Origin of the sequence: Bradyrhizobium sp. 45, assembly GCF_023073155.1 — a bacterium.
Lineage (GTDB): Bacteria > Pseudomonadota > Alphaproteobacteria > Rhizobiales > Xanthobacteraceae > Bradyrhizobium > Bradyrhizobium canariense_D.
Genome location: NZ_JADPIX010000155.1, coordinates 180,772 through 206,029, shown reverse-complemented (window position 1 = coordinate 206,029; position 25,258 = coordinate 180,772). Strand labels below are relative to the sequence as shown.

Genomic DNA, 25,258 nt, shown 5'->3' with positions numbered 1-25,258 from the left:
CTCGTCAGATTCAGCCGGATACCGCGATGAAAAGGCGCGCCAGCTCAGGGACGCCTCGTCCGTTTCATGCCTCATAGCCGCTACGTCTCGATCGTCATCGGCGCTCTGGCAATAGATGTGGTCCGGGGTCCGCATATACCGCGAACCCTGGACTTGCGGAAGGACCCTCTCTAGAGAGTGATCAACGCGCCCGAGCCGAAGCTGACGTGTCAACGTGTCAACCGTGTCAACCCAGTTTTCGCAATTTGCGGCTGGTGATTTTCTGGGGCGCGCTTGTGCCGTAGGGGGAGGGGGGCAGGGAAGGACCCATCACATCGGTCGTCCAACATACCCGCCCCTAACCTCGGCAGCTGGCTACGTATCGAGCCAAACAAATAGCTGTCGGTCCAACCAGTCCTAGAGAGTAGAAGGAATAAGATAGTCGCCCCGCAAAGCACTAGGGCTCACGTACCTATGATCTCCGTAGGGCCGGACTGGTTGGACCGCCTGGACGTTCTTAGCCGTTATTCATGTTCCCTATCATTCGAGATAGTGTCCTCGGTCTCGTCAGTGGGGGCTCGCCAATCGATTTGCTGTCCGAGAATTTCCTCGAATTTGGCCCTGGCCTCCCTTAAATGTGGAAATGCGTACCGATAAACGCGCGACAGGTTTCCGTGCTCGTCCCTTATGGTTGGTCGCCGCTTGATGACGCCGAACTTTTGGATCGCCTCGCCGAACTGAGGCTTTGCAACGCGTCGCTTTTCTCCGATTTGCGAGGAAGTTCTCACATAGTCCTCGAACAGCAAATCCGTCGAAATTTCTCCGACCCAGTCGGTTGTCTGACTTGTCGTCGTTCCGTCGGATAGCCGGCCATACCAATAGGTTTCAACGGAATCGAGCGATCGAAGCTTCTGGTCTAGCAATCCCTTTGTCCTTGGGATCCTGCGCAAGTTTACCTTGGAAAGGTCGAAGTGCAGAAGATCGAAAAGCAGACGTTCTCGCCCCCCATTGTTGAGTTCGACCTCCATTTCACCGAAATAGTCATGGTTCTGCGCGCACCGTGGATGGACGTCCAGAACGCAAAAGCGACGTTCGTCCTTTCCGGCAGGGACAACCCATCCTTCATTCGAGGTCATGATGCAACGAACATAGTTCGGCATCTTGATTGGATCGAGGCCCTTGGATTCGATCATCTGATATTCAGACGTGATCAAACCCTTCAAGCGGCCCTCAGCTGACTTATCGCCGGCCCAGACCGCCTCGTCACTTTGCAACAGAAGGCAGTTTGTCATGTGCCCGTTGAATTGACCGGTTAGATACCGCCCACTGTCGATTTGGAGATAGTGGGCAGGAAACAGCGATCCAAATACCTCGCCGAGCCTACTCTTTCCTGTTCCCATTTTGCCTCGCAGGACCAGAGCTGTTCCCAACTTGTCTCGCGGCCGTTGGACGATGTGAGCAAACCACCCGAAAACATAGTCGAAGAGTTCCGCGTCTCCATTGCAGACGTTATTGCTCAGGTGGTCCTTCAGGATACCCCATTTTCCCTCCGAGGAAGGGGCCACGGAAAATCCGCGCCACAGATTGAGGTGATTTGGTTTTGGCTCTGCGCCGTCTGGATTCGGAAAAAATTCTACTCCCTCGTACTGTCTTCGCTGCGGATGACTAAGCCAAGCCTGCCCGAGCGGGCTGGACCTTACCGTGCCGGTGGGATCGGGGGTTTGAATACGACGATTAGCAAACCATGCCTTGAAAGCGTCAATCGTTCGAATCTGAAGCGGACCGCTCGGGTCCTCATAGACAACGACCGCTTTGCTTCCCCACATCGTGAACGCGTGGTGTCGATTGATCCCCTGAATTTCAGGAGGGGCGTCGTCAGCATCAAGGATGTCGAGAATGGCTTTATGCCCGCTTTTAGCGTTGGCCATGACCCGCCTCAAACCACGGCAGAGCCGATGTCTGACGTGGAGCGTCGTCGCCGCGAGCTCATCCAGGCATCAAGATCTTTGGAGTCGTACCTGACAGACCGTCCGACCTTGATTGCGGGAGGGCCATCACCAGAAACAAACAGCTTCGCAAGCGTGCTCTCTCCAAGGCGCAAGTAACAAGCAGCCTCCTTCCTTGTCAGCCATTTTGACGACCCATTGGCTTTTTCGATGATCATATTTGTCCCCTGCTAAGTACCGACTCTCAGCCGGCAACGCGGTCTTACAAGGGGAAAGCAGGGAGCTGTTCAGACAACTGCGGACATGTCTGGCTTTGTCCTATTGTCCATGCCTGCTGAATTCTTTGTAATGGCGTTGAAGGCCCTTTCGGATCGAACTGTCCGCAGAGTTGAGCTGCCGCGTCCTCTTCAAATAATCGATCAGAAGACCGAGGACCTGGTCGAACCCGAGCGGCTCGGGGCTGTGGAGATACTTTCCGCCTTCGATTTCTTTCAGGAACTTGGGGTATTTCTTGTCCAGCGGTGGACTTGCCTTCGTTTGGACGGCCCCTGTCGGGAATGCTCGCCGCACGTCACTTTCAAGAAAGACGATTTGGTCGATCACCCTGTGGAACCCAAGTTCGTTTTCCTTCATGCCGGCCGCGAGTCTGGAGGCCCGCTGGCTCAGGTTTTTAAGTGTTTCTGCACGGTAAGCTTTAGAGGAGCAAACAATGAACTGGGGAATGTAATCCACCTTTTTCTCGATGCGCCGGCCCTCGCTATCGGCGGGGAGAAACTCGAACTCCGTCCACGTCCAACGTTCGATGAGCTGCACAGGCCCCGCATCCAGAGAGCCATATCCCTGAAGTGTTCCGTCGAGCAGAGCTGCTTCAAGCCGATCCGCGCTTTCTACTGTTGATGACCATCCATCGCTCTTCGACCCATCCATATGCCTAAATTCAATCCACCAAAGCGCCTCGTCCAATTGGGCGAAGGGGGGTTGGACCAGGTGAAAATCGGATTCATCCATCTCAGTGAACTCGCTCGCTTCGTTATCTCGGGTTACGCCGATAGGGCATCAATCGCCCATGGCTTCCGCCAGTGTTTTTGCGATGTGGTCGGATGCTCGACGCAATGGATCATTGTCCAGATGAGCATACCGGGCGGTAGTAGCGGGCTGAGAATGTCCAAGCAACTTGCCGATAATGGGCAGCCCAAAGCCCGCGCCCGCACCATAGCTGGCGTGCGTGTGCCTTAGGTCATGAATTCTCACCCCCGCCAAGCCCGATCGCGTGCTCACGAGCTTCCAAGGCTTGTTGAGGTCATGGCGTGCCTGGCCGGCGATATCGCTGGCAATGACGTAGTCATCAACCCGCGGAAGCTTTTCAAGAATGGCGACGGCCGGGGCGTTGAGAATGATGGCCTTCTGTCCCGTCTTGCTATCTGGCAACAAGAGCAATCCGCGCTGCAAGTCGACATACTCCCACTTGAGTTCGAGAATTTCCCGAAGCCGGGCGCCGGTGAGGATCAATAGGCGCAGGGCGGAGGCGACATGAGGCCCGATTTTGGTACGGCCATTTTTCGGGATGTGCTTCGCGTTCGGCTGGTCTTTGTCCACAGACCAGGGGATGCCCACCGTTTCGGCTTCACGAATGGCGTCCCCCAGGCGGTTGAGTTCCGTCGAGCTCAGGAACCGCTCGCGGCGCTGCTCACGGAATGCTTGGACATGACTCGCGGGGTTGTGTCCCTTGGCGACGAGGCCGCAGACGGCGGCGTACCGAAAAACAGAGCCGACAAACTCGACAACGCGATTCGCAGTCATCGGGGTCGTCTTGCCAATCTTCCGGTGCATCTTGGAAACGTCGGCGCTGTCGAGCGCATCGAGCTTCCGGGTGCCGAGGAGGGGACAGGCGTGCTTGCGCAGATAGATGCGGTAATTCACGACCGTGCGCGGCTTGAGTTTTGTCTCGGCCTCCTCGCTAAGATAGCGCTCGCCGAAGTCGGCAAATGTCGGCATCGCGCGCTCGGTCGAGCGCTTGCGAGCGGGGTCCTGTCCGAGCGCTACCGCTGCAAGCGTCGATTTGGCCGCAAGGCGCGCCTGATCCGGCGTCATGGCCGAGGTCGATCCGAGGACCATCCGGGTCTTGCCGACACTTCGGCCGCCTGCGCCGCTGCGATATTCGACACACCACCTTTTTATACCGGAGGGGAGCGCCTTGAGGCAAAAGCCGGTCAGGTCGCTGTCGTAAAAGATGGTCGGTTTCTCGACCGGCGAGATCGCGTCGATCGTCCTTTTCGTTAGCTTCAAGACCGGCACATTGACCCCCAGAATCGCCACCGAGTCGCCACCGGAACGGGAATGGCCGGATATCTCGGGAAATCGCGATACCAGAGTTCACTAGTATTTCGAGTGGCTTAGGTAAAGCAGGGAGCCTTGGGATAAGTCCAGAAAACTGTGAAATTCATACTCATAACCTGAAGGTCATAGGTTCAAATCCTATCCCCGCAACCAAGTTCGGACCTTACCGGTCCCGATCCGAAAATGGCCCGCTTCACGCGGGCCATTTTTGTTTTGGCCGCGCTCCGGTGGAAACGTCGGTCGCACCTTGCGCAAGAGTGGGGAACGGCTCACTCCGGATAGCTAAGGATCATTTTCAGCAGCTTCGGAAACCGCGCATTGATGTCCTCCTCGCGTAGGACATTGCGGTGCTGGACGCCTTGCTTTGAGGTCCGGATCAGGCCGGCCTCGCGCAGGATGCGAAAATGGTTCGACAGAGTCGACTTCGCCATGTCAGGGCAGGGCGCCGCCTCGGTGCACGACATGCAATCACTCTGTGCGGCCAGGCTTTTGACGATCCGCAGCCGCATAGGGTCCGCGAGCGCTCCCAGCACCCCAGCCAGTGAAATCTCGCTCCGCGATGGGTGAACGAACTGCACCATGCACAAAATATAGCACCTCCCTTGAACTCATTCAATAGTTCACTAATATTGAACTATTGAATATCGGCGTCGCGCCGGATGATGGAGAATGTGATGACCAAGAGACTCGAAGGAAAAGTTGCGCTCGTGACCGGCGCATCCAAAGGCATCGGTGCCGAAATCGCCGCGCGGCTCGCGGCCGAGGGCGCGGCGGTCGCCGTCAACTACAGCTCCAGCAAGCAGGCCGCCGACCGCGTCGTCGCCGCCATTGTCGCCAAGGGTGGCAAAGCCGTCGCGGTCCACGGCAATCTGGCCGATGCCAAGGACGTGAAAAGTGTAGTCGCGGAAACCGTGAAGGCGCTCGGTGCGATCGACATCCTCGTCAACAACGCGGGCGTTTACGAGTTCGCGCCGCTCGAGGCCATCACGCCGGAGCATTTCCACAAGCAGTTCGATCTCAATGTGCTGGGCCTCCTCCTGGTCTCAGGAGAGGCGGCGCGGCACTTCAACGCCAATGGCGGAAGCATCATCAACATCAGCTCCGCGGCGTCGACTCTCGCGCCGCCGAACGGCGCCGTCTACTCCGCCACCAAAGCATCGGTGGATGCGATCTCCGCCGTGCTGGCCAAGGAACTGGCGCCGCGCAAGATCCGCGTCAACGCCGTCAATCCCGGCATGATCGTCACCGAGGGGGTCGTGTCCGCCGGCCTGCACGAGGGCGACATGCGAAACTGGATCGAATCCACCACTCCGCTTGGCCGAGTCGGCAAGGTCGAGGAGATCGCTGCCGCGGTGGCCTTCTTCGCTTCGGACGACGCATCCTACGTCACGGGCGAGACGCTTCACGTCGCCGGCGGCCTTCGCTGAATTTGTTGGTTTACAGAAGGAAATGGCACGCCTTGCGCGCGCCATTTTTTGTTTTGGGGCGTCCTCGATCATGCATGTCCTGCTTGGCTGAGCTTGGGTTCGTTCGGACCATGCCGAAGCGCGTCCCGTCGCCGTCGGTGGAGCTGCCAAGCGTAAGCGCGATCAGCCCAGAGCATGCCATCCGGGAAGGAACCCAGGATGGCGCCGGGCGTCAACACGAGGACACCGGGCCCGTCCGGTGCTCGCTTGTTGGCTTGCCGTCGTTCGGAAGGAGAGGGCCAATGCAGTTCGAGGATTTCGACGCCGCCGATGTTCAGGCGGACGAGGCCCGGATCTTCATCCGTCGGGCCGGTTCGGGGCCGGCCGTTCTCCTGTTGCACGGATTTCCGCAGACGCATCTGATGTGGCGAGACGTTGCGCCGTTGCTCGCGCAAAACTTCACCGTGGTCTGCGCCGATCTTCGCGGATATGGCCGGAGCGATTGTCCTCCCTCCAGTCCGGACCATGCGCCATATGCAAAACGAGCAATGGCAAACGACATGGTGTCCGTCATGACGAAACTCGGCTTCGACCGTTTCTCGGTCGCGGGCCATGATCGTGGCGGCCGTGTCGCCTTTCGGCTCGCGCTTGATCACCGCGAACGCGTGCAGCGGCTTGCCGTCCTGGATGTCGTTCCTATTGCCGACGCCTGGGAGCGCGCCGACAAGAACCTGACGGTCGGCTATTGGCCGTGGTCGTTGCTTGCGCAGCCTGAACCTCTTCCCGAGCGGTTATTGTCGGCAGCCCCCGACGCCATCATCGACAATGCGCTGCATGGCTGGGGGTCTTCGGCCGGCAGCTTCAGTCCGGCGGTGCGAGCAGCCTATATCGACGCGTTGAGCGATGAGGCGCATGTTCACGCGATCTGCGAGGAATATCGTGCGGCCGCGACACTCGATCACGCGCACGATGTGGCGGACCGTCGTTCCGGCCGCCGAATTGACTGCCCTGTGCTCGTGCTCTGGAGCGGTCGCGGCCCCCTCAACGCGTGGTATGCGAGCGAGGGCGGCCCCTTGGGGCTCTGGCGGGCGTGGGCAGATGACATCGACGGAAAGCCGCTTGATGGCGGGCACTTCTTCCCGGAGGAGCTTCCGCAGCAGACTGCGTACGAGCTGAACCGGTTTTTTGGAGGCGGTGGATAGGACCAGCGTCTTGGCAGTGCTGCTTCCTTCGACAGCACGGTCTTGGCAAGCGCGAGGGCTGCCCCCTTGGGGCGAACGGCGATCGGAAGCAAACATTACGCCCGCGCCAGTCGCGCGGGCGTGATGCGTCTTGCGTACTACAGAATGCGTCAGGATCTGTGCGGACAGACCATCGTCAGATTGAGCAGCGTCGGCTTGTCCGAGCCCTTCTTGTAGTCCCACTCCAGCCGGATCTCGTGCCGGTGCGCGAAAGCGTCGCTGGCTTCGTGGGTGATGATCTTCGTCTTCATCGGGATTGGCGGCTCGGAGTTGAAGCATTTCCGGACGCAGGCATCGAGCAGATCGCATCGCGTCAGCGGAATGACGCCCGGCTCATCCCTGGACACGGGGACTGTGTTCGGCTGGGTGCTGAGGTCGACGCGGGCCCGGCCCTTTTCCTTGTGCCAGTACTTGGCGCTGCCCTGCGGCCAGTTCGATGCCGGGTTCAGAATCAAATGGTACTGGCCGTATTCCAAGGTCGGCAGGTCGATGTCCTCGGACTCCTTGAGCTTCGCGACGCTCTTCTTCATGTTCGCCAAAGGATAGTAATTGCTATTCATCAAGTCTCGAAATGCCTTGCCGCTATATACCAGTCCGGCCATCGCCTCTTTCCTTCATATGTCTGTTTGTCAAAATCTCTGGTGCGGTGGCCGAAAATACGCGTCACGCTACGGCCGATCACGCTGTTTGTTGTGCGCCCTCAACGCTACCACTCAGGAATGTATTTCGTCCAGAGAGCCTCCATCCCGTAACGTCGCCTATGTCGCAAGCCCAATTGCCATGCACTTTCCTATAGGTATTGTTGGGTCGAACGCCTCGCGGGGATTGGGGTGAGGCTGCCGAGGCAGTGGTTGAAGGCGCTGGAATGCATTGCTTCGCTTGTCAGTCGGCGATTGGTCCGGGCGACCGCTGGTGCTCCAAATGCGGAGCGGCGGTGCGCCAGCCCGTCGACCCCGACAGCGAACGACGCTTTGTGACGATTCTGCGTGCCGACGTCGTCGATTCCACAGGTCTTGTTGCCGAACTGGAGCCGGAGGCGGCGGTGTCGCGCCTCGAGCCTGCTCTTGCGGCGATGAGAGGCGCGGTGCGCCAGTTCGGCGGCATCGTCAGCAAGGAGTTGGGTGACGGGTTGGCCGCCGTCTTCGGCGCCCCGATCGCCGACGACAACCACGCGCCCTTAGCCTGCCACGCGGCCATCGAGCTGGTCCGGCGTGTTGGCAGTCTGGGCGATCCAGGACTTCAAGTCCGGGTCGGCCTGCACTCGGGTCATGTGGTGGCCTACATGGTCGCGAGCGAATTTTCCAAGGTCTACGAGATCGGCGGCGCAGCCCAGCACCTCGCGGCTCGGCTGGAGACGGCAGCCGAGGCGAACCAGATCTATGTCTCCGAAGCCTGCCAGGAGCTGGCGGACGGACACGTCCGCTTTGAATTCCTTGGCCGCAAGGCGCTCCGTGGTTTCGGCGAGCCCCTGCCTGTCTACCGGGTGATGGGTGCGAGTGATCTGTCGAGCTGGCGGGTCCGACGTGCGCGGAGCGTTTCCAGATTCGTCGACCGCACGACGGAGCGGGCGTTGTTGTGGCGCGCTGCGGATAGGGTTGCTGCCGGCCGGCAGACGGTTCTGCTGATGGGTGACGCCGGCATTGGCAAGTCTCGGCTTGCGCATGAATTCGCGCAGGACCTCCGGGCTGGCGGCTGGCGGCTGATCGATGTCGAGTGCAGCCCAAATCTCCAGGGTGCGCCGTACAGCGCGCTCAAGCGCCTGTTGCTCTCGATCCTCGATACGTCAGCAAGAGATCAGACCAAGACGGATGATCCCAGAGACGAATTGCCGGTGGTGCAACAGCGGGCTCTCGACGCGATCCTGGATTTGCCGGTTTCCGATCCGCAATGGGATGAATTGGAGCCTCACGCGCGCGGTCGTGCGATTTCAGACGCAAGCTGTGCGATCATCGAGAGCGTCGCCCGTCGTCAGCGTACGATCCTTTTGATTGAGGACCTGCACTGGATGGATCGGGCCAGCGATGCGGTCGTCGCGACCCTTTCGGGGCTGCAATGCCCTGATTTGCTTGTGCTGCTGACGACGCGGCCCAATGGAATGCCGGTGTGGATCGCGAGCTGCCGCGCGGAAATCGTGGCGATGCGGCCTCTCGATGACAATTCGGGGCTGGCCATGCTCGCGGACATGCTTGGTCCCGCCACGACCAACGAAGACCTGAAGAATCGGATCATCTCTCATACGGCCAACGTTCCGCTGTTCATTGAGGAGGTCTGCCGCAGTTTGAAGGACAGCGGCATGCTTCTTGGCCAGTGGGGCGACCTTTCCCTTGCGCGTCCTGTGGACGAACTCGGCATCCCCAGCAGCATTCAGGGTGTGATCGCGGCGCGGCTGGATCGTGTGTCACGACAGGAACGATCGCTTCTCCAGATCGCCGCGGCGCTTGGACCCCGGGCCGACCAGGCCACACTGCGAAGAGTAGCGGCCGTGCCGGAAGACGTCCTGCAGGATTGCCTCACCGCGCTCGACCGGGCCGAGTTGCTCGTCAGGATCGACAGTGAGTTGGAGGATTCGCTCGAGTTCCGGCACGAGATGGTCAGGCAGGTGACCTACGATTCGATGGTCGAGAAGGTGCGGGAAAGCATCCATGCCAGCATTCTGGCGGCTCTCGAGACCGACGAGGCGTGGACCGACGGTCCGGATACGCTCTGCTATCACGCGACCCGAGCGAAGGATTGGCGGAAGGCTTTTCAGCATGGCAGGAGCGCGGCTCGAAAATGTCTGGTGCGCTCGGCCTTTGCCGAAGCGGTCGATTATTTCGAGATCGCGATGGGTTCTCTCGACAAGATCCCGGTGACGCACGCGCGCGAAACGGACGCCATCGACCTGCGGATGGAGGCGCGATTGGCCTTTGCCGGGTCGGGGCGTGTCGCCGAAGCCCTGGATTTGGGGAGCGAGGCCGAACGGCGAGCCGATGCGATTGGCGATATTGAACGCAAGGTCGCGGCCATGACCATGAGAGCGGGTGCCCAGAATTTCTATGGAACGCCGGTTGAAGCTGTCACAATCGGGGAAGATGTGGTGCATCTGGCGGAAAGCTCGGGAAATCCCGCTTGGCGTAATCTCGCGCAATACAGTCTCGGGCAGGCCTATTTTCTTTCCGGCCGCTACGATCGCGCCGAGAAGATGCTGGCCACCGCCCGCGTCCACCTTGCGGGTCTGACCGCGAGTGCTCCGATCGGCACGACCCCACGATCTTTGCTCCTGCTTTGCTGCATGATGAACAGCGTCACTCACACGGTGATGGGCCAGATCGATGCCGCCGAGCAGCTCCAGCAGCAAGCCGCAGCGATCGCGGAGGAGACCGGCCGCCCCTACGACCGCGTCGCCGCGGCCTATAGCGGCGGCTGGCTGATGCTCGGCCGCGGCGAGCCGGCGGCGGCCGCGGCCATTCTCGAGAATGGTTTTGTCCTGGCGCAGAAGCACGGCATCCGGCTGTTCGTGCCGGTGCTCGCCTGCCATCTCGGCATGGCCTATCTGGAGCAGGGGCTGTTTGACCGGGCGCGCGGCATGCTGACGGAAGCGCGTGAGGAAGCGAAGGCGGTCGGCTATACCTCGGCGGTGCTTCGCAGCTCGATCTACCTGGCGCTCGCCACCCACCGTCTCGGCGACGTCCAGGCCGCGCAGAACATGCTGCGCGAAGCGCGCAACACCGCGCGGCAACAGGGGTTCTCCGGCCTGGAGGCGGAGGCGCTGTTCGGCGAGGCCGTGGTGACGCCGCCGTCGGATCCGGAGGCCAGGGCGGCGATCCTGAGCGCCCTGCGCGCGACCATCGCGATCGCCGCCGAGAGCGGCGCGCTGCCGCTGCGCCACAAGGCCGAGGCGATGCTCAACGAGATGCAGGCGACGGGTGACGAGCTCAGCTGACGGCAGCGGCGGCCGGGCCGCTATCGGGGCCGAAATCTGCCCGACGCGTCAAATAAATTAAGCAGGCGCCGCAAGGAGTTAGCTACTGTGCATGGGGTTGTTTTCGCCCTTTATCTTGAAGGGCCCTTCATGGTGCAGCGCGGAGGACGGCACGCTTGTGCCGCCCGCTCCGATGACTATGCCCTTGCGCGCGCAGCAAGGTCGGCTACCGTCGGCCCTGGCCACACGGCCAGGCGACTTTTGATTTCAATTTTTTAGCATCCGATTTTGCGGCGCCGCGACGGCGCGACGCCCACCGAACGAGGCGGGGCCATGATCACACGGGACCAGTCAGCGCTGCTCGCGCCGGTCGAGCGGGATTTGCGACTCGATCTCTTCCGCGGCATCGGTCTGTGGATGATCTTCCTCGACCACATTCCGCACGACGTCGTGGCTTGGCTGACCTTGCGCAATTACGGCTTCAGCGACGCCGCCGAATTCTTCGTCTTCATCTCCGGTTATCTGGTCGGCTGGATCTACGGGCCGATCGTCGCTGGCGGCTGGTTTCTCGCCGCGCTGAAGCGGCTGTGGCGGCGCGCGGTCGAGATGTACGTCGCCCACATCATGCTGTTCCTGCTGTTCACGGCGCAGATCGCCCGCACCGCGCGCCGCTTCGACAATCCGATGTACGAGCACGAGTTCAACGTGTTCAATTTCCTGTCGCATCCGGACGAGCTGATCGGGCAGGCGATCCTCCTGAAGTACAAGCCGGTCAATCTCGACGTGCTGCCGCTCTACATCACGCTCGTTTTCGCCTCGCCTTTCATCGTGTGGTGCCTGGTGCGCCGGCCGAACCTGACGCTCGCCGCATCCGTGGTGCTCTACGTGCTGGCGCGCTGGTTCGACTGGAACGTCGCCTCCTATCCGCCCGGCACGCACTGGTACTTCAACCCGTTCTGCTGGCAGCTGATGTTCGTGTTCGCAGCCTGGTGCGGCATCGGCCAGATCGACAAGATCGCGAGATGGGTGTGGTCCAGGGCGGCGATGGCGCTGGCCGCGGCCTGGCTCGCCTTCGCGCTGCTGATCGTGATGACCTGGCACGTCCCCGCGCTCGATGCCCTGACCCCGAAATGGATGATCAAGGCGATCTACCCGATCGACAAGACCGACCTCGACATGCTGCGCTTCACGCATTTCCTGGCGCTGGCGATCTGGGTGACTCACCTCATCTCGCGCAAATGGCGGACCCTGCACGGGGCCTGGCTGCGCCCTGTGATCCTCTGCGGCCAGCATTCGCTGCCGATCTTCTGCCTTGGCGTCTTCCTGTCGTTCTCGGCGCACTGGATCCTGACGCAATACACCAAGGGCGTCTGGGAGCAGCTCGCGGTCTCCGTCGTCGGCATCGTCATCATGATCGCAGCCGCCTGGCTGCTCGACCGGACCGAACGGGTGCCGAACCTGTTCGTGAAGGTGACGGAGATCGAGGAGGCCGACACCGTCCTGGAAAGCGCGCCTGCGGACAGGTCTGCCGTGGCGCCCGCGGGTCGTTGAGTATCGCCGGCCTGCATTTTCGCGGAGAGATCCAACGGAGGGGTTTATGTCCAGACTTGTGTTGACGATCGCCGGCACACTCCTGCTCCTGATCTCGGGTGCATCGGCGCAAGCGCCCTCGCCGGAGGCGATGAGCGCGGCGCGCAAGCTCGTGGTCACCTTGAAGATCGCGGATCAGTATCGCGCGCTGTTGCCGCAGCTCCTGCTCAAGCTGAGGCCCTGGGTCGCGCAGGACAGGCCGGAGATCGAGCGCGATTATGACGCGGTGACGGCACCCGGCTCCGAGATCTACACCCCGGCCCTCACCTCAATGATCGACCAGGTCGCCGCTCTCTATGCGCAGAGCTTCAGCATTGACGAGCTGCGCCAGATCGAGGCTTTCTATGTCCAGCCAGCCGGGAAGAAGCTTCTGGAGAAGTCGGATGCGCTGGCGCAGGCCAGCGCGCAGATCGGTCAGGACGTCGGTCAGAAGACGGCCGACGAGTTGAAGCAGCGCCTCATCGAGGCGCTGCGACAGAAGGGGCACAAGCTCTGAGCCTGTACCGACAGCGCTAGCGAACCTACGCCTTGTCCGTCCTGTTGGCTCACTTCACAAGAGGGCAGCCGCCGTCCTTCAGGGGCCGGAAGGCCTGGTCGGCAGGGACTTCGGCGAGCAGCTTGTAATAGTCCCACGGGCCTTTGGACTCCTCGGGCTTCTTCACCTGGAACAGATACATGCTGTGCACCATGCGGCCGTCTTCGCGTAAGCTGCCGTTGTCGGTGAAGGCATCCTTCACCGGCAGCTCGCGCATCTTGGCCATCACGGTCTTGGTGTCCTTTGTGCCAGCGGCCTGCACCGCCTTCAGGTAGTGCAGCGTCGCGCTGTAGGTCGCCGCCTGGTTCATCGTCGGCATGCGCTTGACGCGCTCCATGAAACGCTTGCCGAAAGCGCGGGTCTTCTCGTTGAGGTCCCAGTAATAGGCCTCGGTGATGATCAGTCCCTGCGCGAGCTTCAGCCCTAAGCTGTGCACGTCGGAGATGAACATCACGATCGCAGCCAGGTTCTGGCCGCCGGCGACGATGCCGAACTCACCGGCCTGCTTGATCGCATTGATGGTGTCGCCACCGCCGTTCGCCAGCCCGATGATCTTGGACTTCGAGGCCTGGGCCTGCAGCAGGAATGAGGAGAAGTCCGCGGTGTTGAGCGGATGCTTGACGCTGCCGAGCACCTTTCCGCCGGCCGCCTTCACCACGTCGGAGGTGTCGCGCTCGACTGAATGACCGAACACGTAGTCCGCCGTGAGGAAGAACCAGCTATCGCCGCCGTTCTTGACGATGGCGCTGCCGACCGTGTGCGCGTTGGCGTAGGTGTCGTAGGTCCAGTGCGCGGTGTAGGGCGAGCAGGACTTTCCGGTAATGTCGGAGCTTGCCGCATCCGTCACGATCATGATCTTCTCATACTGCTTCGACAGCTCCATCACTGCAAGCGCAGTGGCCGAGGTCGGCAGGTCGATGATCATGTCGACGCCCTCGGTCTCCCACCACTTTCGCGCGATGGTGGAGGCGACATCGGGCTTGTTCAGCACGTCGGCGCTGACCATGTCGATCGGCTTGCCGAACATCTGCCCGCCGAAATCCTCGATCGCCATTTTGGTGGCCTCGACATTCCCCTGGCCTCCGATGTCGGAATAGACCGAGGAGAAGTCGGAGAGCACGCCGATCTTGAGCGGCGCCTGCTGGGCGAGAGACGGGCTGATCACAAACGCAGTCAATCCGGCCGCTAGGGTGGCACGCATAATCCGGCACATGGCATTTCCCCAAACTCTATCGTTGGCGCACGAGGCTAGATTTGCCTCCCTCAAGCGTCAACTCTTGCGTAACGGCGCCGCGCTCGCTGGCTGATTTGACGCGGCCGGTTGCCCCGACTACGCTTTTGCAAAGAACAAGACGCGCGTGAATGCAATGGCCTGACCTGTGCTCAGGGCGGCACTCACGCAATGAGAAAATTCAGGGGAACGGAAATGACCGGCGACACCGCAGCGACCATCTCGAAGGCCCGCGAGCATTCCATCGGCGACCTCCTGCGCCGTGCGGCGGGTCGCGATCCGGGCAAGCTCGGGGTGAGCTGCGGCAATGTGAGCTGGACTTTTGCCGAGATGGACGCGATCTGCAATCGGCTCGGCCGTGGCCTGGTTGGCCTCGGCGTGAAAAAGGGGGACCGCCTCGCCGTGCTCTCGCGCAATTCGCATGCCTTTGCGGCGCTCCGGTTCGCGGTGGCCCGGATCGGTGCGGTGCTGGTGCCGATCAACTTCATGCTCAATCCGGACGAGATCAATTTCATCCTGAAGAGCTCCGGCGCAAAGCTGCTCGCGGCCGGCCCTGATTTCGTCGAGCCCGCGCGCGCGGCCAGCGCCAGGGATTGCGCGGTCGAGAAGATGATCTGGCTGCCGGGTGAGGATCCCGCCACCGCGCCCGCTAGCCTCACCACCTTCGACGATCTCCTCAGCTCCGACGGCTCGTATCTCGATGCGTCCGTCGACAGCCGCGATCTCGCGCAGATCGTCTATACCAGCGGCACGGAGTCGCTGCCCAAAGGCGCGATGCTGACCCATGACGCGGTGATGTGGCAGTATGTCAGCTGCATCATCGACGGCGGCATGAGCGTGGACGACAAATTCCTGCACGCGCTTCCGCTCTATCACTGCGCGCAGCTCGACGTGTTCCTGGGGCCGCAAATCTATCTCGGCGCCTCCGGTGTGATCACGGGCAAGCCTGCGGCCGACAATATTCTGACATTGATCCAGGCGCACAGGATCACATCGTTCTTTGCGCCGCCGACGATCTGGATCGCGATGCTGCGCTCGCCCAATTTCGACAAGACGGATTTGTCGACCTTGCAGAAGGGCTATTACGGCGCCTCGATCATGCCGGTGGAGGTGCTGCTCGAGCTCCAGCGCCGCCTGCCCAGCGTGAAGTTCTGGAATTTCTACGGCCAGACCGAGATCGCGCCGCTCGCGACCGTGCTGGGTCCTGCGGACCAACTGCGCAAGGCCGGCTCGGCGGGCAAGCCCGTGCTCAATGTCGAGACCCGCGTGGTCAACACTTCGATGGAGGATGTGAAGGTCGGCGAAGTCGGCGAGATCGTGCACCGCTCGCCGCATCTGCTCTCCGGCTATTACAACGATCCGGTCAAGACGGCGGCGGCGTTCTCCGGCGGCTGGTTTCACTCCGGCGATCTCGCCACCGTCGATGACGAGGGCCACATCACCGTGGTCGATCGCGTCAAGGACATGATCAAGACCGGTGGCGAGAACGTCGCGAGCCGCGAGGTCGAGGAGATGGTCTACCGCATCCCTGCCGTGTCGGAGGTTGCTGTGGTAGGCCTGCCCGATCCGCGCTGGATCGAGGCAGTGACTGCGATCGTCGTGGTCAAGAGCGGGGAGAAGCTCGACGAGGAGTCCGTCATCAAGCATTGCGCCGGCCAGATGGCGCATTTCAAGGTGCCCAAGCGCGTCATCTTCGTCGATGCCCTGCCCAAGAACCCGAGCGGCAAGCTGCTCAAGCGCGAGCTACGCCAGCGCTTCGTCGGCGGCGAGACGCTCGACAAGGCGATCCAGAAGAATTTTGGCACGTGAAGCTCGCGCCTCAATACTTCTTCACGTGGGCGCCGAACGCGAACCACAGCGCCATGGACGCGAGGCCGAAACCGCCGAGCAGCAGGAATGTCGGGCCGTAGCCGATCCATTGCGCGATCCAGCCGCCAAGCGCGGGGCTGAGGCTCGCGCCGACACCCTGCACGGTGATCACGGCACCCTGGCCGAGATTGATGCGGCCGGTGCCGTTGAGCGAGCGCGCGACCATGCCGGGGACGGCAACCGTCTGGAGTCCGGTGCCCAGGCCGTCGAGCACCTGCATCGGTACGACGCCCCACCATCCCGTGACGAAGAAGGCGAGCACGCCGCGGATGGGCAGGAACATGAAGGAGACAAGAATGATGGGCCAGTAGTTGCGCTTGCTCGCCGCCTTCATTGCGATCAGCGACGTGATGACCATGACGCCTTGTGCGATCACCACGATGGTCGCGACGAAGCTCGGGCCGTTGGCCTGGCCCTCGGCGACCGCCGCCAGGCCATAGAGCGGAACGATGGCGGCATTGCCGAGATGAAACAGCGCGAGCGCCAGTGCCAGCACCAGCAGCGCGCGGTGCTTGAGCAGCATCGTGAACGCGTCCGGCGCGCTGTCGGGATCGTCCTCCTTGCTGCCGCGCGCGGCGCGATCATCGATCGCCTTGGCCGGAATCATCATCACACAGGCGATCGCGATGGCGCCGAACACCGCCGCCAGCACGAACACCGAGACATAGCCGAACTTGTAACCGAGATAGCCCGACAGCGCGGCGCCGACCATGTTGCCGGCGTGGTTGAAGGCCTGGTTGCGGCCGTTGAGCGCGTTGAAGCCCTTCTGCTTGGCGATGCCGAGCGTGATGCCGGTGACCGCGGGCACGATCGCGGCGCTCGCCAGCGATTGTGCGATCTGCGAGAACGTCACCGCCCAGAAATTTTGCGAGATCAGGATGATCGCGGAGGCGAGCACCACGCAGATGCCGGGAATCACGACCCACATGCGCTTGTTGCGGCTGGCGTCGATGAAGCCGCCGATCGGCGTGGTGATCAGCATGCCCGCGACATTGCCGATCGTCATCGCGGTACCGATCAACCCGCTCGCCCAGCCGCGCTCCTGGAGGAAGACGCCGACGAAAGGGCCGATGCCCGACTGCATGTCGGCCATGAAGAAGTTGAGAGCGAACAGGGGCCAGATACGAGACGAGGAGGGGGACCGCGATGTCATCGATACCAAAACGTCGTCTCAGCCGGAATACGGCGGGTGGGACATAATCCTTTCAGCCAATCGTTCTGGCGCGGACGAGGCATTAACGAGTGCTGATCGGGTTGGTTCCAGCCCTTGCCCGGAGGCGGGCCTTGCAGTTACGGCCAGCAATTCCTTATTGACGTTGGATTGTCTCTGTTGGGAGTACGGCATGCCTCTCTGGACCTGCGAAACCTGCGGCGCGCAATTCCCGGATGGCGAAAATCCGCCCGCGGCCTGTCAGATTTGCGAGGACGAGCGGCAATACGTCGGTTGGAAGGGCCAGACTTTCCTCACGCGCGAGGCGCTCTCGGAACGTCACTGCCTGGCCTGGCGCGACGATCTCGGCTTGACCGGCATCGCGCTCGAGCCAAGTTTTGCGATCGGCCAGCGGGCGCTGCTGGTGCCGCTCGCGGACGGCTGGCTGATGTGGGACTGCGTACCGCTGGCGACGCCGGAGGCGATCGCGCATATGCGGTCGCTCGGCGGGTTGAAGGCGATCGCGATCTCGCATCCGCATTACTATGGCGCGCTCGCCGACTGGAGCGAGGCGTTCGGCGGGGTGCCGGTCTATTTGCACGCCGATGATCGCCAATGGGTGACGCGTCCGCATGCGTCGATCGTGCACTGGACCGGCGAAAACCATCGCATCTCCGACGATGTGCTGCTCCTGCGCACCGGTGGTCACTTCGCCGGCGCCACCATGCTGCACCATGCGAGGGGTGCGGACGGCAGGGGCGCGCTGCTCACCGGCGATATCGCGCAGGTCACGATGGATCGCCGCTTCGTCAGCTTCATGTACTCATATCCGAACTACATGCCACTCAATGCCGCCGCAGTGCGACGGATTGCGGCTGCCGTCGAGCCGCTGGCCTTCGATCGCATCTACGGCGCCTGGTGGGACCGCAACATCGCCGCAGGCGCCAAGGCCGCCTTCGCGGCCTCTGTCGCGCGCTACCTGGCCGCCATCGCCTGAGCCGGCTCGCGACGGGATTTATCTTGCTGATCCACAATAAATGGACTATAAGTACAGTTATTAAGCGTTACGCGACGATGCGTCTGCGGGACCGGCATGATCGATGCATCGCTGTTTCCGCGGCGCGCTCGCCGCGTGAGCGGGAGTTCGGTCCATGACGGCAGGGCGCGACTACGAGATCTTCGAGGCCGGCGACGTCACGCTCCGGTCCGGGGCCGTCGTCCCTTCGCTCAAGCTCGCCTACAAGACCTACGGCACGCTCGGTCCGGACAAGGACAATGTCATTCTCTATCCGACCTCGTTCAGCGCGCAGCACACCGACACCGAGTGGCTGATCGGCCCCGACGGCGTGCTCGACCCCACGCGCTACTTCATCGTGATTCCGAACCTGTTCGGCAACGGCCTGTCGTCCTCGCCGTCGAATACCGCCGCGCCGTTCCCGATCGTGAGCTATCACGATGCCATCGCGGTCCAGCATCGGCTGCTCACCGAGCGGTTCGGCATCTCGAAGCTAGCCTTGGTCTATGGCTGGTCGATGGGCGGCATGCAGGCCTATCACTGGGCGGCGCTGCATCCCGATATGGTCGAACGGGCGGCCGTCGTCTGCGGCAGTGCCCGTTGTGCGCCCTATAATTACGTCTTCCTGGAAAGTGTGAAGGCCGCGCTGACCGCCGATCCCGCCTTCCGTGACGGCCGCTTCGCCGAGAAGCCCGTCGCAGGCTATCGCGCCATGGGGCGAGTCTACGCGGGTTGGGCGATGTCGCACGGTTTCTATCGCGACGAGATCTGGCGCGAAGCAGGCTTCACCTCGTTGGACGACTATCTCGTCCGCACATGGGACGCGGCGTTTGCCCGGCGCGATGCCAACGATCTCCTGGCTCAGATCGGGATCTGGCAGAACGGAGATATCAGTCGCTGCGCCACATTCAACGGCGATTTCGATCGCGCGCTCGGTGCGATCACGGCCCACATGCTGCTGATGCCCGGTGCGACCGACCGCTATTTCGACGTCCGCGACAACGAGGACGAACTCGGCCGGCTGGTCAATGCGCGCTCTGCGGTGCTGCATCCGATCCCGTCGCTGCACGGCCATCGCGCCGGCAACCCCATCAACAATCCGCGCGATCGGGCCTTCATCAAGGCCGAGATCGCGGAGCTTCTCGGCAAGTAGGGCAGGCATCCGATCATGAGCGACGCAACCGTTTCAGACTCCGGCCATCGGCTGAAGCCGTTGGCGCCGGCGATGCTGCGTGAACTGTCGGTGCGGTCCAACCTCAGGGGCGCCGTGCAGAGCCTCGGCCATTACGGCATGGTCGTACTGGTCGGCGCGCTGATCTGGCGGGTCTCGACGACCTGGGGTATCCTTTGGGCGTTGCCGCTGATGGCGGTGCAGGGCTATCTCGTCGCCTTCCTGTTCATGGCCGTGCACGAGACCGCGCACAAGACCGCGTTCAAAAGTCGCGGTCTCAACCTCGTGGTCGGCTATCTCTCGGGCTTCATCATCGGCTTGCCCTACGAATATTATTGCCTGTTTCACTGGGACCATCACCGCTACACCCAAGACCCCGAGAGGGACCCGGAGCTCGTCGTCGGCGTGAAGCCGAAATCCGACACGCAGCTCGCGCTCGCCTATAGCGGCGTGCTTCAGGTCGCCGGCCGCCTGTGGCTGATGCTCGGCCATGCCGTCACCGGCAAGGTCGTCGTGCCATGGATCCCCGAGAACAGGCGCGCCATCATCGTCACCGAGGCGCGCGCCTATGTCGCGCTCTATGCGCTGCTGCTCGTGCTGTCGTTGTGGTTCTCGTCGGCGCTGCTGCTCTGGGTCTGGATCGTGCCGTTGATCATTGGGCAGTTCTTCCTGCGTCCCTATCTCTACGCCGAGCACACCGGCTGCGAGCGTACCCGCAGCGCATTCCAGAACACCCGCACCACCTACACCGGCGCGATCGTCAAATGGATCGCGTGGAACATGCCCTACCATGTCGAGCATCACGCCTATCCCTCGATCCCGTTCCACGCACTGCCGAAGCTGAACGGGATCGTCGACGGCGAAATCGTCCATCGTGGCCGCGGCTACATCCGGACGACGCGCGAGACCTGGGCCTGGTTTCGGCGACATAGACAGGCCGGCTAGCGGAAGAAAAATCGACGCGCAAAGCCCCGATCGCGGTGCGATCGGGGCTTTGTCGTGAATGCGGGATATCAGTAGATCCCGTATGCGCAGACGTTCACGACGCGGACGCGCAGGCCGTGGCGGGTCTGGACGACGCGCTCCTGATAGCAATTGTTGACGCCGCTGTTGACGTAGACCCCGCCAAAGCCCCAGCCGTGACCCCAGTGATGGTGGAAGCCGTGGGCCGACGCGGCGGTGGGGGCGAGAGCGGCAACGCCGAGCGAGCCGGCGGCGATCAGACCAAGTGCAAGCTTACGAAACATTTTCATTCTCCAGTTTGGCGTAAGGGCCGTTGTTGTGTCCCTGCATCTCGGTCGAGCCGAAACGCGAATGCGTTCATGCAGCGCGGGGAGAATCGTGTTTCAGGAGTGTTTCGTCGGTCGCGGCGCGTCGCGCCGCCGTCCTGTTTTCCGCGCCGCGCGATAGCGCACAGCCATCGCCTCTGTCAGCTCGGCCATCTTCTCGCGCAGGTCGGCCGGCTCCAGCACTTCGGCCTCGGGCCCGAGCCGCAACAATTCGGCGGCGGCATGCCATGACGTCTTGCCGGTCGGCACTCTGGCAATGCGCCAGCCGTCCGCATCCGCGGTCTCTTCGAGCTGCGTACGCGCCCTGACGTAAGGCTGGCTCAGGGCATCGAGCAGTTTCACGCCGAAGGGCGACAGCCGAACGATCGCGACATTGGGATGCATCTCGGCCTCAAGACGCAGCGTTGCATCCCGCCAATAGCCGGCGAGATCGAAACCGGCGGGCCGCTCACACCGATCGTCGAGCGCGGTGCAGTCGAGCACGCGCGCGACGCGATAGGTCCGCACGCTGCCGTCGACCAGACCTGCGAGATACCAGCTGCCCCCTTTCAGCACGAGACCGAGCGGCGCGACGCGACGCTGCTTCTCGGCGCGCCAGCTCTGGTAGCGGATCTTGATCAGTGTCCCGCGCAGGGTCGCGGCGGCGATCGTGCGCAGATGCTTCGGTTCTTCCGCCTCGCCGAACCAGCCCGGCGCGTCGAGGTGAAAGCGCTCCTGCATCCGTCCGGCGTCTTCGCGCAAATTGGCGGGCAGCGCGGCCATCAGCTTGTTCTGTGCGGCGATCATCGCCGCATCCAGCCCGAACGCCGCCGCTGGGCCCGGCAATCCCCCCAGAAACAGCGCTTCCGCCTCGCTCTGCGACAGACCGTTCAGCCGCACGCGATAGCCGTCGAGCAGGCGATAGCCGCCCTCCGCCCCGCGGTCGGCATAGACGGGGACGCCGGACGCCGCGAGCGCGTCGATGTCGCGGTAGATCGTGCGCACCGAGACTTCGCAGGCCTGCGCGAGCTCGGGCGCGGTGACCTGCCCCTTGGCCTGGAGGGTGGTGAGGATCGACAGCATCCGGCTCGCGCGCATGATTCCTTAAACCATACCTGACACAGGATGTCAGGTATGGTCCGCTACAACGCCATCGCCAGCCGGCAGATGGAGACCGCCATGACTGATCCGAACCGCATCACGCTGTATTATTCGCCGCAAACCCGGGCCACCGGCACGCGGGTGCTGCTGGAGGAACTGGGAGCGCCTTATGATCTTCGTGTCCTCAACATGAAGGCCGGCGAGCAGCGCCAGCCGGCCTATCTCGCCATCAACCCGCTCGGCAAGGTGCCGGCGATCCACCACCGCAACGCGCTGGTGACCGAGCAGGTCGCGATCACCATCTATCTAGCCGATTTGTTTCCGCAGGCGGGGCTGACACCCGCGCTGAACGATCCGCTGCGCGGCCCGTATCTGCGCTGGATCGCCTATTACGGCGCCTCGTTCGAGCCGGCCCTGATCGACAAGTTCATGCAGCGCGAGCCGGCACCGATCACGCAATCGCCGTATGCCGACTATGACATCATGCTCGGCGCGCTCGAGGCGCAGCTGTCGAAGGGCCCGTATCTGCTCGGCGAGCGCATGACGGGCGCCGACGTGCTGTGGGGCGTCGCGTTCAGCTGGACCATGATGTTCGGCATTGTGCCGAAAAAGGACGTGTTCGTCCGCTATGCCGAACGCATGACCTCGCGGCCCGCGTTCCAGCGCATCAACGCAGCGGACGCTGAGATGGCGGCGCAGCATGCTGCGGCGGCTGGCGGTTGAATGAACCGGGGTTGCAGATGACGAAGCCGGTGCACACGACCAACTGCTTCAACACCTTCATCCAGGTTGCTGAAGATTGTCCTGCGCGTACCGGCGAAGAGCCGCCGCTGCGCGCGGGAAAGCCGACGGTGGCGTGCCTGCAATACGGGATGATCGCCAAGGCGCCTTACAAATACACGTCCGACGACGTGATCTTCGCGACCTCTGCGTCGGGACGCGAACTCGCCGTGAAGGCGACGAAAACGGAGAAGCAGGCGGCCCGCGAAGCGTTCTTCTCCCGAGGGCAGGCGTGCATGAGGGCGTCGAGCCTGGGCAAGCGCTTCGGCTGGGGCGTTCATGCCGATAGCAAGGGCCGGATCGCGATCTATCCCATCGAGAGCAAACACTACAAGGCGCTTGCCCGCGATCCCAGGCTCACGCAGGTGCGCGCGATGCGGTCGAAGCGGGCTTGATCAGAATTTCGGCGGTCGCTTCTCCGCGAACGCCTTGATGCCTTCCTTGATCTCGTCGCCGCGCATGCTGTCGCGGTGACGCTGATCGGCGGCTTGCGCGTCCAATTCGCCGCGGGCGAATTCGTTGATGGCGCGCTTCATGCCGCGCATCGCCTGCGGCGCGTTGCCGGCGAGGATCGCAGCGAGCCTGTCGACCTCCTCGTCCAGAAACTCCAACGCCACCATGTCGGTGAGATAGCCGATCCGCAGCATCTCCGGCGCGCTGATCTTTTGCGCGGTCAGGAACAGTTTTTTTGCATTGTCGACGCCGAGCCGCGTCACGTAACGCTTGATGCCGCTGCTGTAGTAATGCAGCCCGAGCCGTGCCGCGGGCATGAACATCTCAGCGGTATCGACGCCGATGCGGAAGTCGCAGGCAAGCGCGAGGTCGGTCGCGCCGCCATAGACGCCGCCGTTGAGCCGGCAGATCGTGGGGACGCCGAGATCCTCCAGCCGGTTGACGACCACCTCGAACGCCGATCCCGCGCTCTGCTGCTCGTTCGCACTGACCGCGCGCTCGGCAACGGAATTGAGGTCATAGCCGGCGGAGAAGGCGCGCCCCGTGCCGGTCAGCACCAGCACGCGGATAGCAGGATCGGCCTCGACCCGGTCGAACAGTTTGACCAGTTCGCCGAGATCCTCGGCCTGGAGCCGGTTGAGATGTTTGGGCCGGTTGAGGCGGATGGTGGCGCGTGCGCCAACGAGTTCGAGCACCGGGCCAGTGGCTGCGTCGGCTGTGTCCGACATTCTTGTCTCCATTTATTTTGCTTGTCGCCATTTATTTGTTTTCGAGCGTGCGCCGCTTCGCCTCGGCATCGATGGTCTCGGCGAGATCGGGATGCCGCGCCATCAGCACGCGGAAGTCGACGAGGTCGAGCACAAGAAGCCGCGACACCTTGGTGGTCGAGACGTTGGCGCCGCGCAAATTGTTGCCGAGCAAGGCCATCTCGCCGAAGAAGGCGCCATCGCCGAGCCGCACCTTCTTGCCGGGCAGGTCGACCTCGACCTCGCCGGCGGCGATGAAATACATGCAGTCGCCCTGCGCACCCTTGCGGATGATCATGGTGCGCGCCGGCAGCTCCATGGTGCGCAGCATGTGGGTGACGTCGGCGATGGCGGCCGGTCCAAGCGCTGCAAAGAACGGCACCTTGCTGACGGATTCCCAGGTCTTGAGGAAATTGTCGCGCCGGGTCTCCGCGGCAAAGCCGGTCGCCAAAATACCGGTCCAGAGGCCGAACACACCGAGGCCGGAGATCATCACCAGCGCCGCCACCATGCGGCCCAGCGGCGTCACCGGCACCACGTCGCCATAGCCCGTCGTCGTCAGGGTTGCGACGGCCCACCACAGCGCGGCCGGCACGCTGCCGAACGTCTGCGGCTGCACGTCCCGCTCCAGGAAATATTCGGCAACCGAGGCCAGGAAGACCACCATCAGGAAGATCACGAGCACGCTGACCAGCGGCCCCGATTCCAGCACCAGCACGCGGCGGAGCTGCCGCAGGCCGGGAATGCCCGGCACCACCTTCAGCACCCAGAGCACGCTGAGCAGCCACGCCGTCCTGGGCTCGATCCCGAGAATCAGCGCGGCCGGCACGGCCAACGCACCGACCGCGTCGACCAGCCCGGCGGAGGAGGACATGTAGAGTGCAAGGCGCCCCTGTCGCGTCATATGGCGCAGCCGGACCACCCATTCGTATACGAAGTACACGAGACAGGTCCAAAGCAGGGCGTCGACCCAGCGATGTGCCGTCTCATAGGCCGGGTTGACCGTCAGGAGCACCATGGCAAGCACGCCGACGGCGACGGCCACATAGGCCGCCCTGGTCATGTTGCGGCCGGCCGTGGCGGCCGCGAACTGGGCCAGAGCGGAGATCAGCGGCTTGGACATGCGAGCAGGCGGCTCAGTTTCGTCTTTGCGGTCCCCGGCTGGAACCTCGCTGCCAAAGTGCCTGCCCGGCTCGAGGCCGTCAACGACGGTCCGCCGGACCACGCGCCGCTACTTGAAATGCGGCGGTTCGTCGTAGCCGCGACGGCTGCTGAAGAACAGCAGCACCATCAAGCCGATGCCGACAAGAACGGAAAAACCGGCCCCCAACGCCAGCGCCACGTAGCCTTCCGTCGGGATCGGCTCGCCCTCGACCGCCATCGCGGAATAAACGAAATAGCCAACCGCGGCCAACATTCCCAGCAGGAAGATGATGAGGAGTGCACGCATGGCGCGGTCTCCGGTTGATCCGAGAACAAACGGTTGTGGACAGGGACGGTTCCCGGCCTAGGGCCCCCGGTCGCTCGAAGACGTGCCGG

Annotated in this window: 24 protein-coding genes; 11 read left to right on the top strand and 13 right to left on the bottom strand. The window is 62.7% G+C overall.

The window, feature by feature from the left end; all coding sequences use genetic code 11:
* Positions 1–503: 503 nt before the first annotated feature.
* The 5 genes from IVB42_RS41285 to IVB42_RS41265 all read right to left on the bottom strand — a co-directional run bounded on the left by IVB42_RS41285 (position 504) and on the right by IVB42_RS41265 (position 4,843).
* Positions 504–1,907, bottom strand: coding sequence for a primase-helicase family protein (locus IVB42_RS41285; RefSeq protein ID WP_247472169.1), 1,404 nt, complete (start codon positions 1,905–1,907; stop codon positions 504–506).
* An 8-nt stretch (positions 1,908–1,915) separates the two neighbouring features.
* On the bottom strand, positions 1,916–2,143 hold the full coding sequence (locus tag IVB42_RS41280; protein WP_247472168.1) for a helix-turn-helix domain-containing protein: 228 nt from the start codon (positions 2,141–2,143) through the stop codon (positions 1,916–1,918).
* Between the two features lie 100 nt (positions 2,144–2,243).
* Positions 2,244–2,933 (bottom strand): hypothetical protein, encoded by a 690-nt coding sequence (locus IVB42_RS41275; RefSeq protein WP_247472166.1) that lies wholly within the window; start codon positions 2,931–2,933, stop codon positions 2,244–2,246.
* Between the two features lie 48 nt (positions 2,934–2,981).
* Complete coding sequence (locus IVB42_RS41270; protein ID WP_247472164.1) at positions 2,982–4,241, bottom strand: site-specific integrase; 1,260 nt, start codon at positions 4,239–4,241, stop codon at positions 2,982–2,984.
* 290 nt (positions 4,242–4,531) lie between these two features.
* Entirely contained in the window at positions 4,532–4,843 is a 312-nt protein-coding gene (locus IVB42_RS41265) for a helix-turn-helix domain-containing protein (protein ID WP_026233807.1), read from the bottom strand.
* Between the two features lie 93 nt (positions 4,844–4,936).
* Between IVB42_RS41265 and IVB42_RS41260 the strand changes: the two genes are divergently transcribed.
* Positions 4,937–5,689 (top strand): glucose 1-dehydrogenase, encoded by a 753-nt coding sequence (locus IVB42_RS41260; protein WP_026233808.1) that lies wholly within the window; start codon positions 4,937–4,939, stop codon positions 5,687–5,689.
* Positions 5,690–5,970: 281 nt separating this feature from the next.
* Positions 5,971–6,870 carry an alpha/beta hydrolase gene (locus IVB42_RS41255; protein WP_018459437.1) on the top strand — a complete coding sequence of 300 codons (900 nt, stop codon included), beginning with the start codon at positions 5,971–5,973 and terminating at the stop codon, positions 6,868–6,870.
* Between the two features lie 149 nt (positions 6,871–7,019).
* Here the strand turns inward: IVB42_RS41255 and IVB42_RS41250 are convergent, their stop codons facing one another.
* Complete coding sequence (locus IVB42_RS41250) at positions 7,020–7,511, bottom strand: hypothetical protein (protein ID WP_247472163.1); 492 nt, start codon at positions 7,509–7,511, stop codon at positions 7,020–7,022.
* Positions 7,512–7,774: 263 nt separating this feature from the next.
* Here IVB42_RS41250 and IVB42_RS41245 point away from each other — a divergent pair, with 263 nt between their 5' ends.
* From IVB42_RS41245 to IVB42_RS41235, 3 genes are all read left to right on the top strand, one after another.
* Positions 7,775–10,831, top strand: coding sequence for an adenylate/guanylate cyclase domain-containing protein (locus tag IVB42_RS41245; protein ID WP_026233809.1), 3,057 nt, complete (start codon positions 7,775–7,777; stop codon positions 10,829–10,831).
* A 312-nt stretch (positions 10,832–11,143) separates the two neighbouring features.
* Positions 11,144–12,361: an OpgC domain-containing protein gene (locus IVB42_RS41240; protein WP_026233810.1), complete on the top strand. Its 1,218-nt coding sequence runs from the start codon at positions 11,144–11,146 to the stop codon at positions 12,359–12,361.
* A 46-nt stretch (positions 12,362–12,407) separates the two neighbouring features.
* Positions 12,408–12,896, top strand: a complete 489-nt coding sequence (locus IVB42_RS41235; protein WP_026233811.1) for a DUF2059 domain-containing protein — start codon at positions 12,408–12,410, stop codon at positions 12,894–12,896.
* Positions 12,897–12,945: 49 nt separating this feature from the next.
* On the opposite strand, the gene IVB42_RS41230 is transcribed toward IVB42_RS41235, so the two are convergent.
* Entirely contained in the window at positions 12,946–14,136 is a 1,191-nt protein-coding gene (locus IVB42_RS41230) for an ABC transporter substrate-binding protein (RefSeq protein ID WP_247472161.1), read from the bottom strand.
* 225 nt (positions 14,137–14,361) lie between these two features.
* On the opposite strand from IVB42_RS41230, the gene IVB42_RS41225 reads away from it, so the two are divergent.
* Complete coding sequence (locus IVB42_RS41225) at positions 14,362–15,975, top strand: acyl-CoA synthetase (RefSeq protein WP_018459443.1); 1,614 nt, start codon at positions 14,362–14,364, stop codon at positions 15,973–15,975.
* 10 nt (positions 15,976–15,985) lie between these two features.
* Here IVB42_RS41225 and IVB42_RS41220 read toward each other — a convergent pair whose 3' ends face one another.
* Positions 15,986–17,188 carry an MFS transporter gene (locus tag IVB42_RS41220; protein WP_026233813.1) on the bottom strand — a complete coding sequence of 401 codons (1,203 nt, stop codon included), beginning with the start codon at positions 17,186–17,188 and terminating at the stop codon, positions 15,986–15,988.
* 190 nt (positions 17,189–17,378) lie between these two features.
* Between IVB42_RS41220 and IVB42_RS41215 the strand changes: the two genes are divergently transcribed.
* The 3 genes from IVB42_RS41215 (at position 17,379) to IVB42_RS41205 (ending at position 20,316) form a co-directional block, all read left to right on the top strand.
* The gene (locus tag IVB42_RS41215) at positions 17,379–18,182 is read left to right on the top strand and encodes a hypothetical protein (RefSeq protein ID WP_018459445.1); all 804 of its coding nucleotides are present in this window, start codon (positions 17,379–17,381) and stop codon (positions 18,180–18,182) included.
* Positions 18,183–18,336: 154 nt separating this feature from the next.
* On the top strand, positions 18,337–19,353 hold the full coding sequence (locus IVB42_RS41210; protein ID WP_018459446.1) for an alpha/beta fold hydrolase: 1,017 nt from the start codon (positions 18,337–18,339) through the stop codon (positions 19,351–19,353).
* Positions 19,354–19,368: 15 nt separating this feature from the next.
* Positions 19,369–20,316: a fatty acid desaturase gene (locus IVB42_RS41205; protein WP_018459447.1), complete on the top strand. Its 948-nt coding sequence runs from the start codon at positions 19,369–19,371 to the stop codon at positions 20,314–20,316.
* Positions 20,317–20,384: 68 nt separating this feature from the next.
* Here the strand turns inward: IVB42_RS41205 and IVB42_RS41200 are convergent, their stop codons facing one another.
* Together IVB42_RS41200 and IVB42_RS41195 are read right to left on the bottom strand one after the other, a co-directional pair.
* Complete coding sequence (locus tag IVB42_RS41200) at positions 20,385–20,618, bottom strand: hypothetical protein (RefSeq protein WP_018459448.1); 234 nt, start codon at positions 20,616–20,618, stop codon at positions 20,385–20,387.
* A 99-nt stretch (positions 20,619–20,717) separates the two neighbouring features.
* On the bottom strand, positions 20,718–21,737 hold the full coding sequence (locus IVB42_RS41195) for a YafY family protein (protein ID WP_085361649.1): 1,020 nt from the start codon (positions 21,735–21,737) through the stop codon (positions 20,718–20,720).
* A gap of 81 nt (positions 21,738–21,818) precedes the next feature.
* Here IVB42_RS41195 and IVB42_RS41190 point away from each other — a divergent pair, with 81 nt between their 5' ends.
* Together IVB42_RS41190 and IVB42_RS41185 are read left to right on the top strand one after the other, a co-directional pair.
* Positions 21,819–22,463, top strand: a complete 645-nt coding sequence (locus tag IVB42_RS41190) for a glutathione S-transferase family protein (RefSeq protein WP_026233814.1) — start codon at positions 21,819–21,821, stop codon at positions 22,461–22,463.
* Positions 22,464–22,480: 17 nt separating this feature from the next.
* Positions 22,481–22,915: a DUF6157 family protein gene (locus tag IVB42_RS41185; protein ID WP_018459450.1), complete on the top strand. Its 435-nt coding sequence runs from the start codon at positions 22,481–22,483 to the stop codon at positions 22,913–22,915.
* On the opposite strand, the gene IVB42_RS41180 is transcribed toward IVB42_RS41185, so the two are convergent.
* The 3 genes from IVB42_RS41180 to IVB42_RS41170 form a co-directional block, all read right to left on the bottom strand.
* Positions 22,916–23,701, bottom strand: coding sequence for an enoyl-CoA hydratase/isomerase family protein (locus IVB42_RS41180; protein ID WP_018459451.1), 786 nt, complete (start codon positions 23,699–23,701; stop codon positions 22,916–22,918).
* A 31-nt stretch (positions 23,702–23,732) separates the two neighbouring features.
* Positions 23,733–24,842, bottom strand: a complete 1,110-nt coding sequence (locus IVB42_RS41175; protein ID WP_026233815.1) for a cyclic nucleotide-gated ion channel — start codon at positions 24,840–24,842, stop codon at positions 23,733–23,735.
* Positions 24,843–24,950: 108 nt separating this feature from the next.
* Positions 24,951–25,169, bottom strand: coding sequence for a hypothetical protein (locus tag IVB42_RS41170; RefSeq protein ID WP_018459453.1), 219 nt, complete (start codon positions 25,167–25,169; stop codon positions 24,951–24,953).
* Positions 25,170–25,258 lie beyond the last annotated feature (89 nt).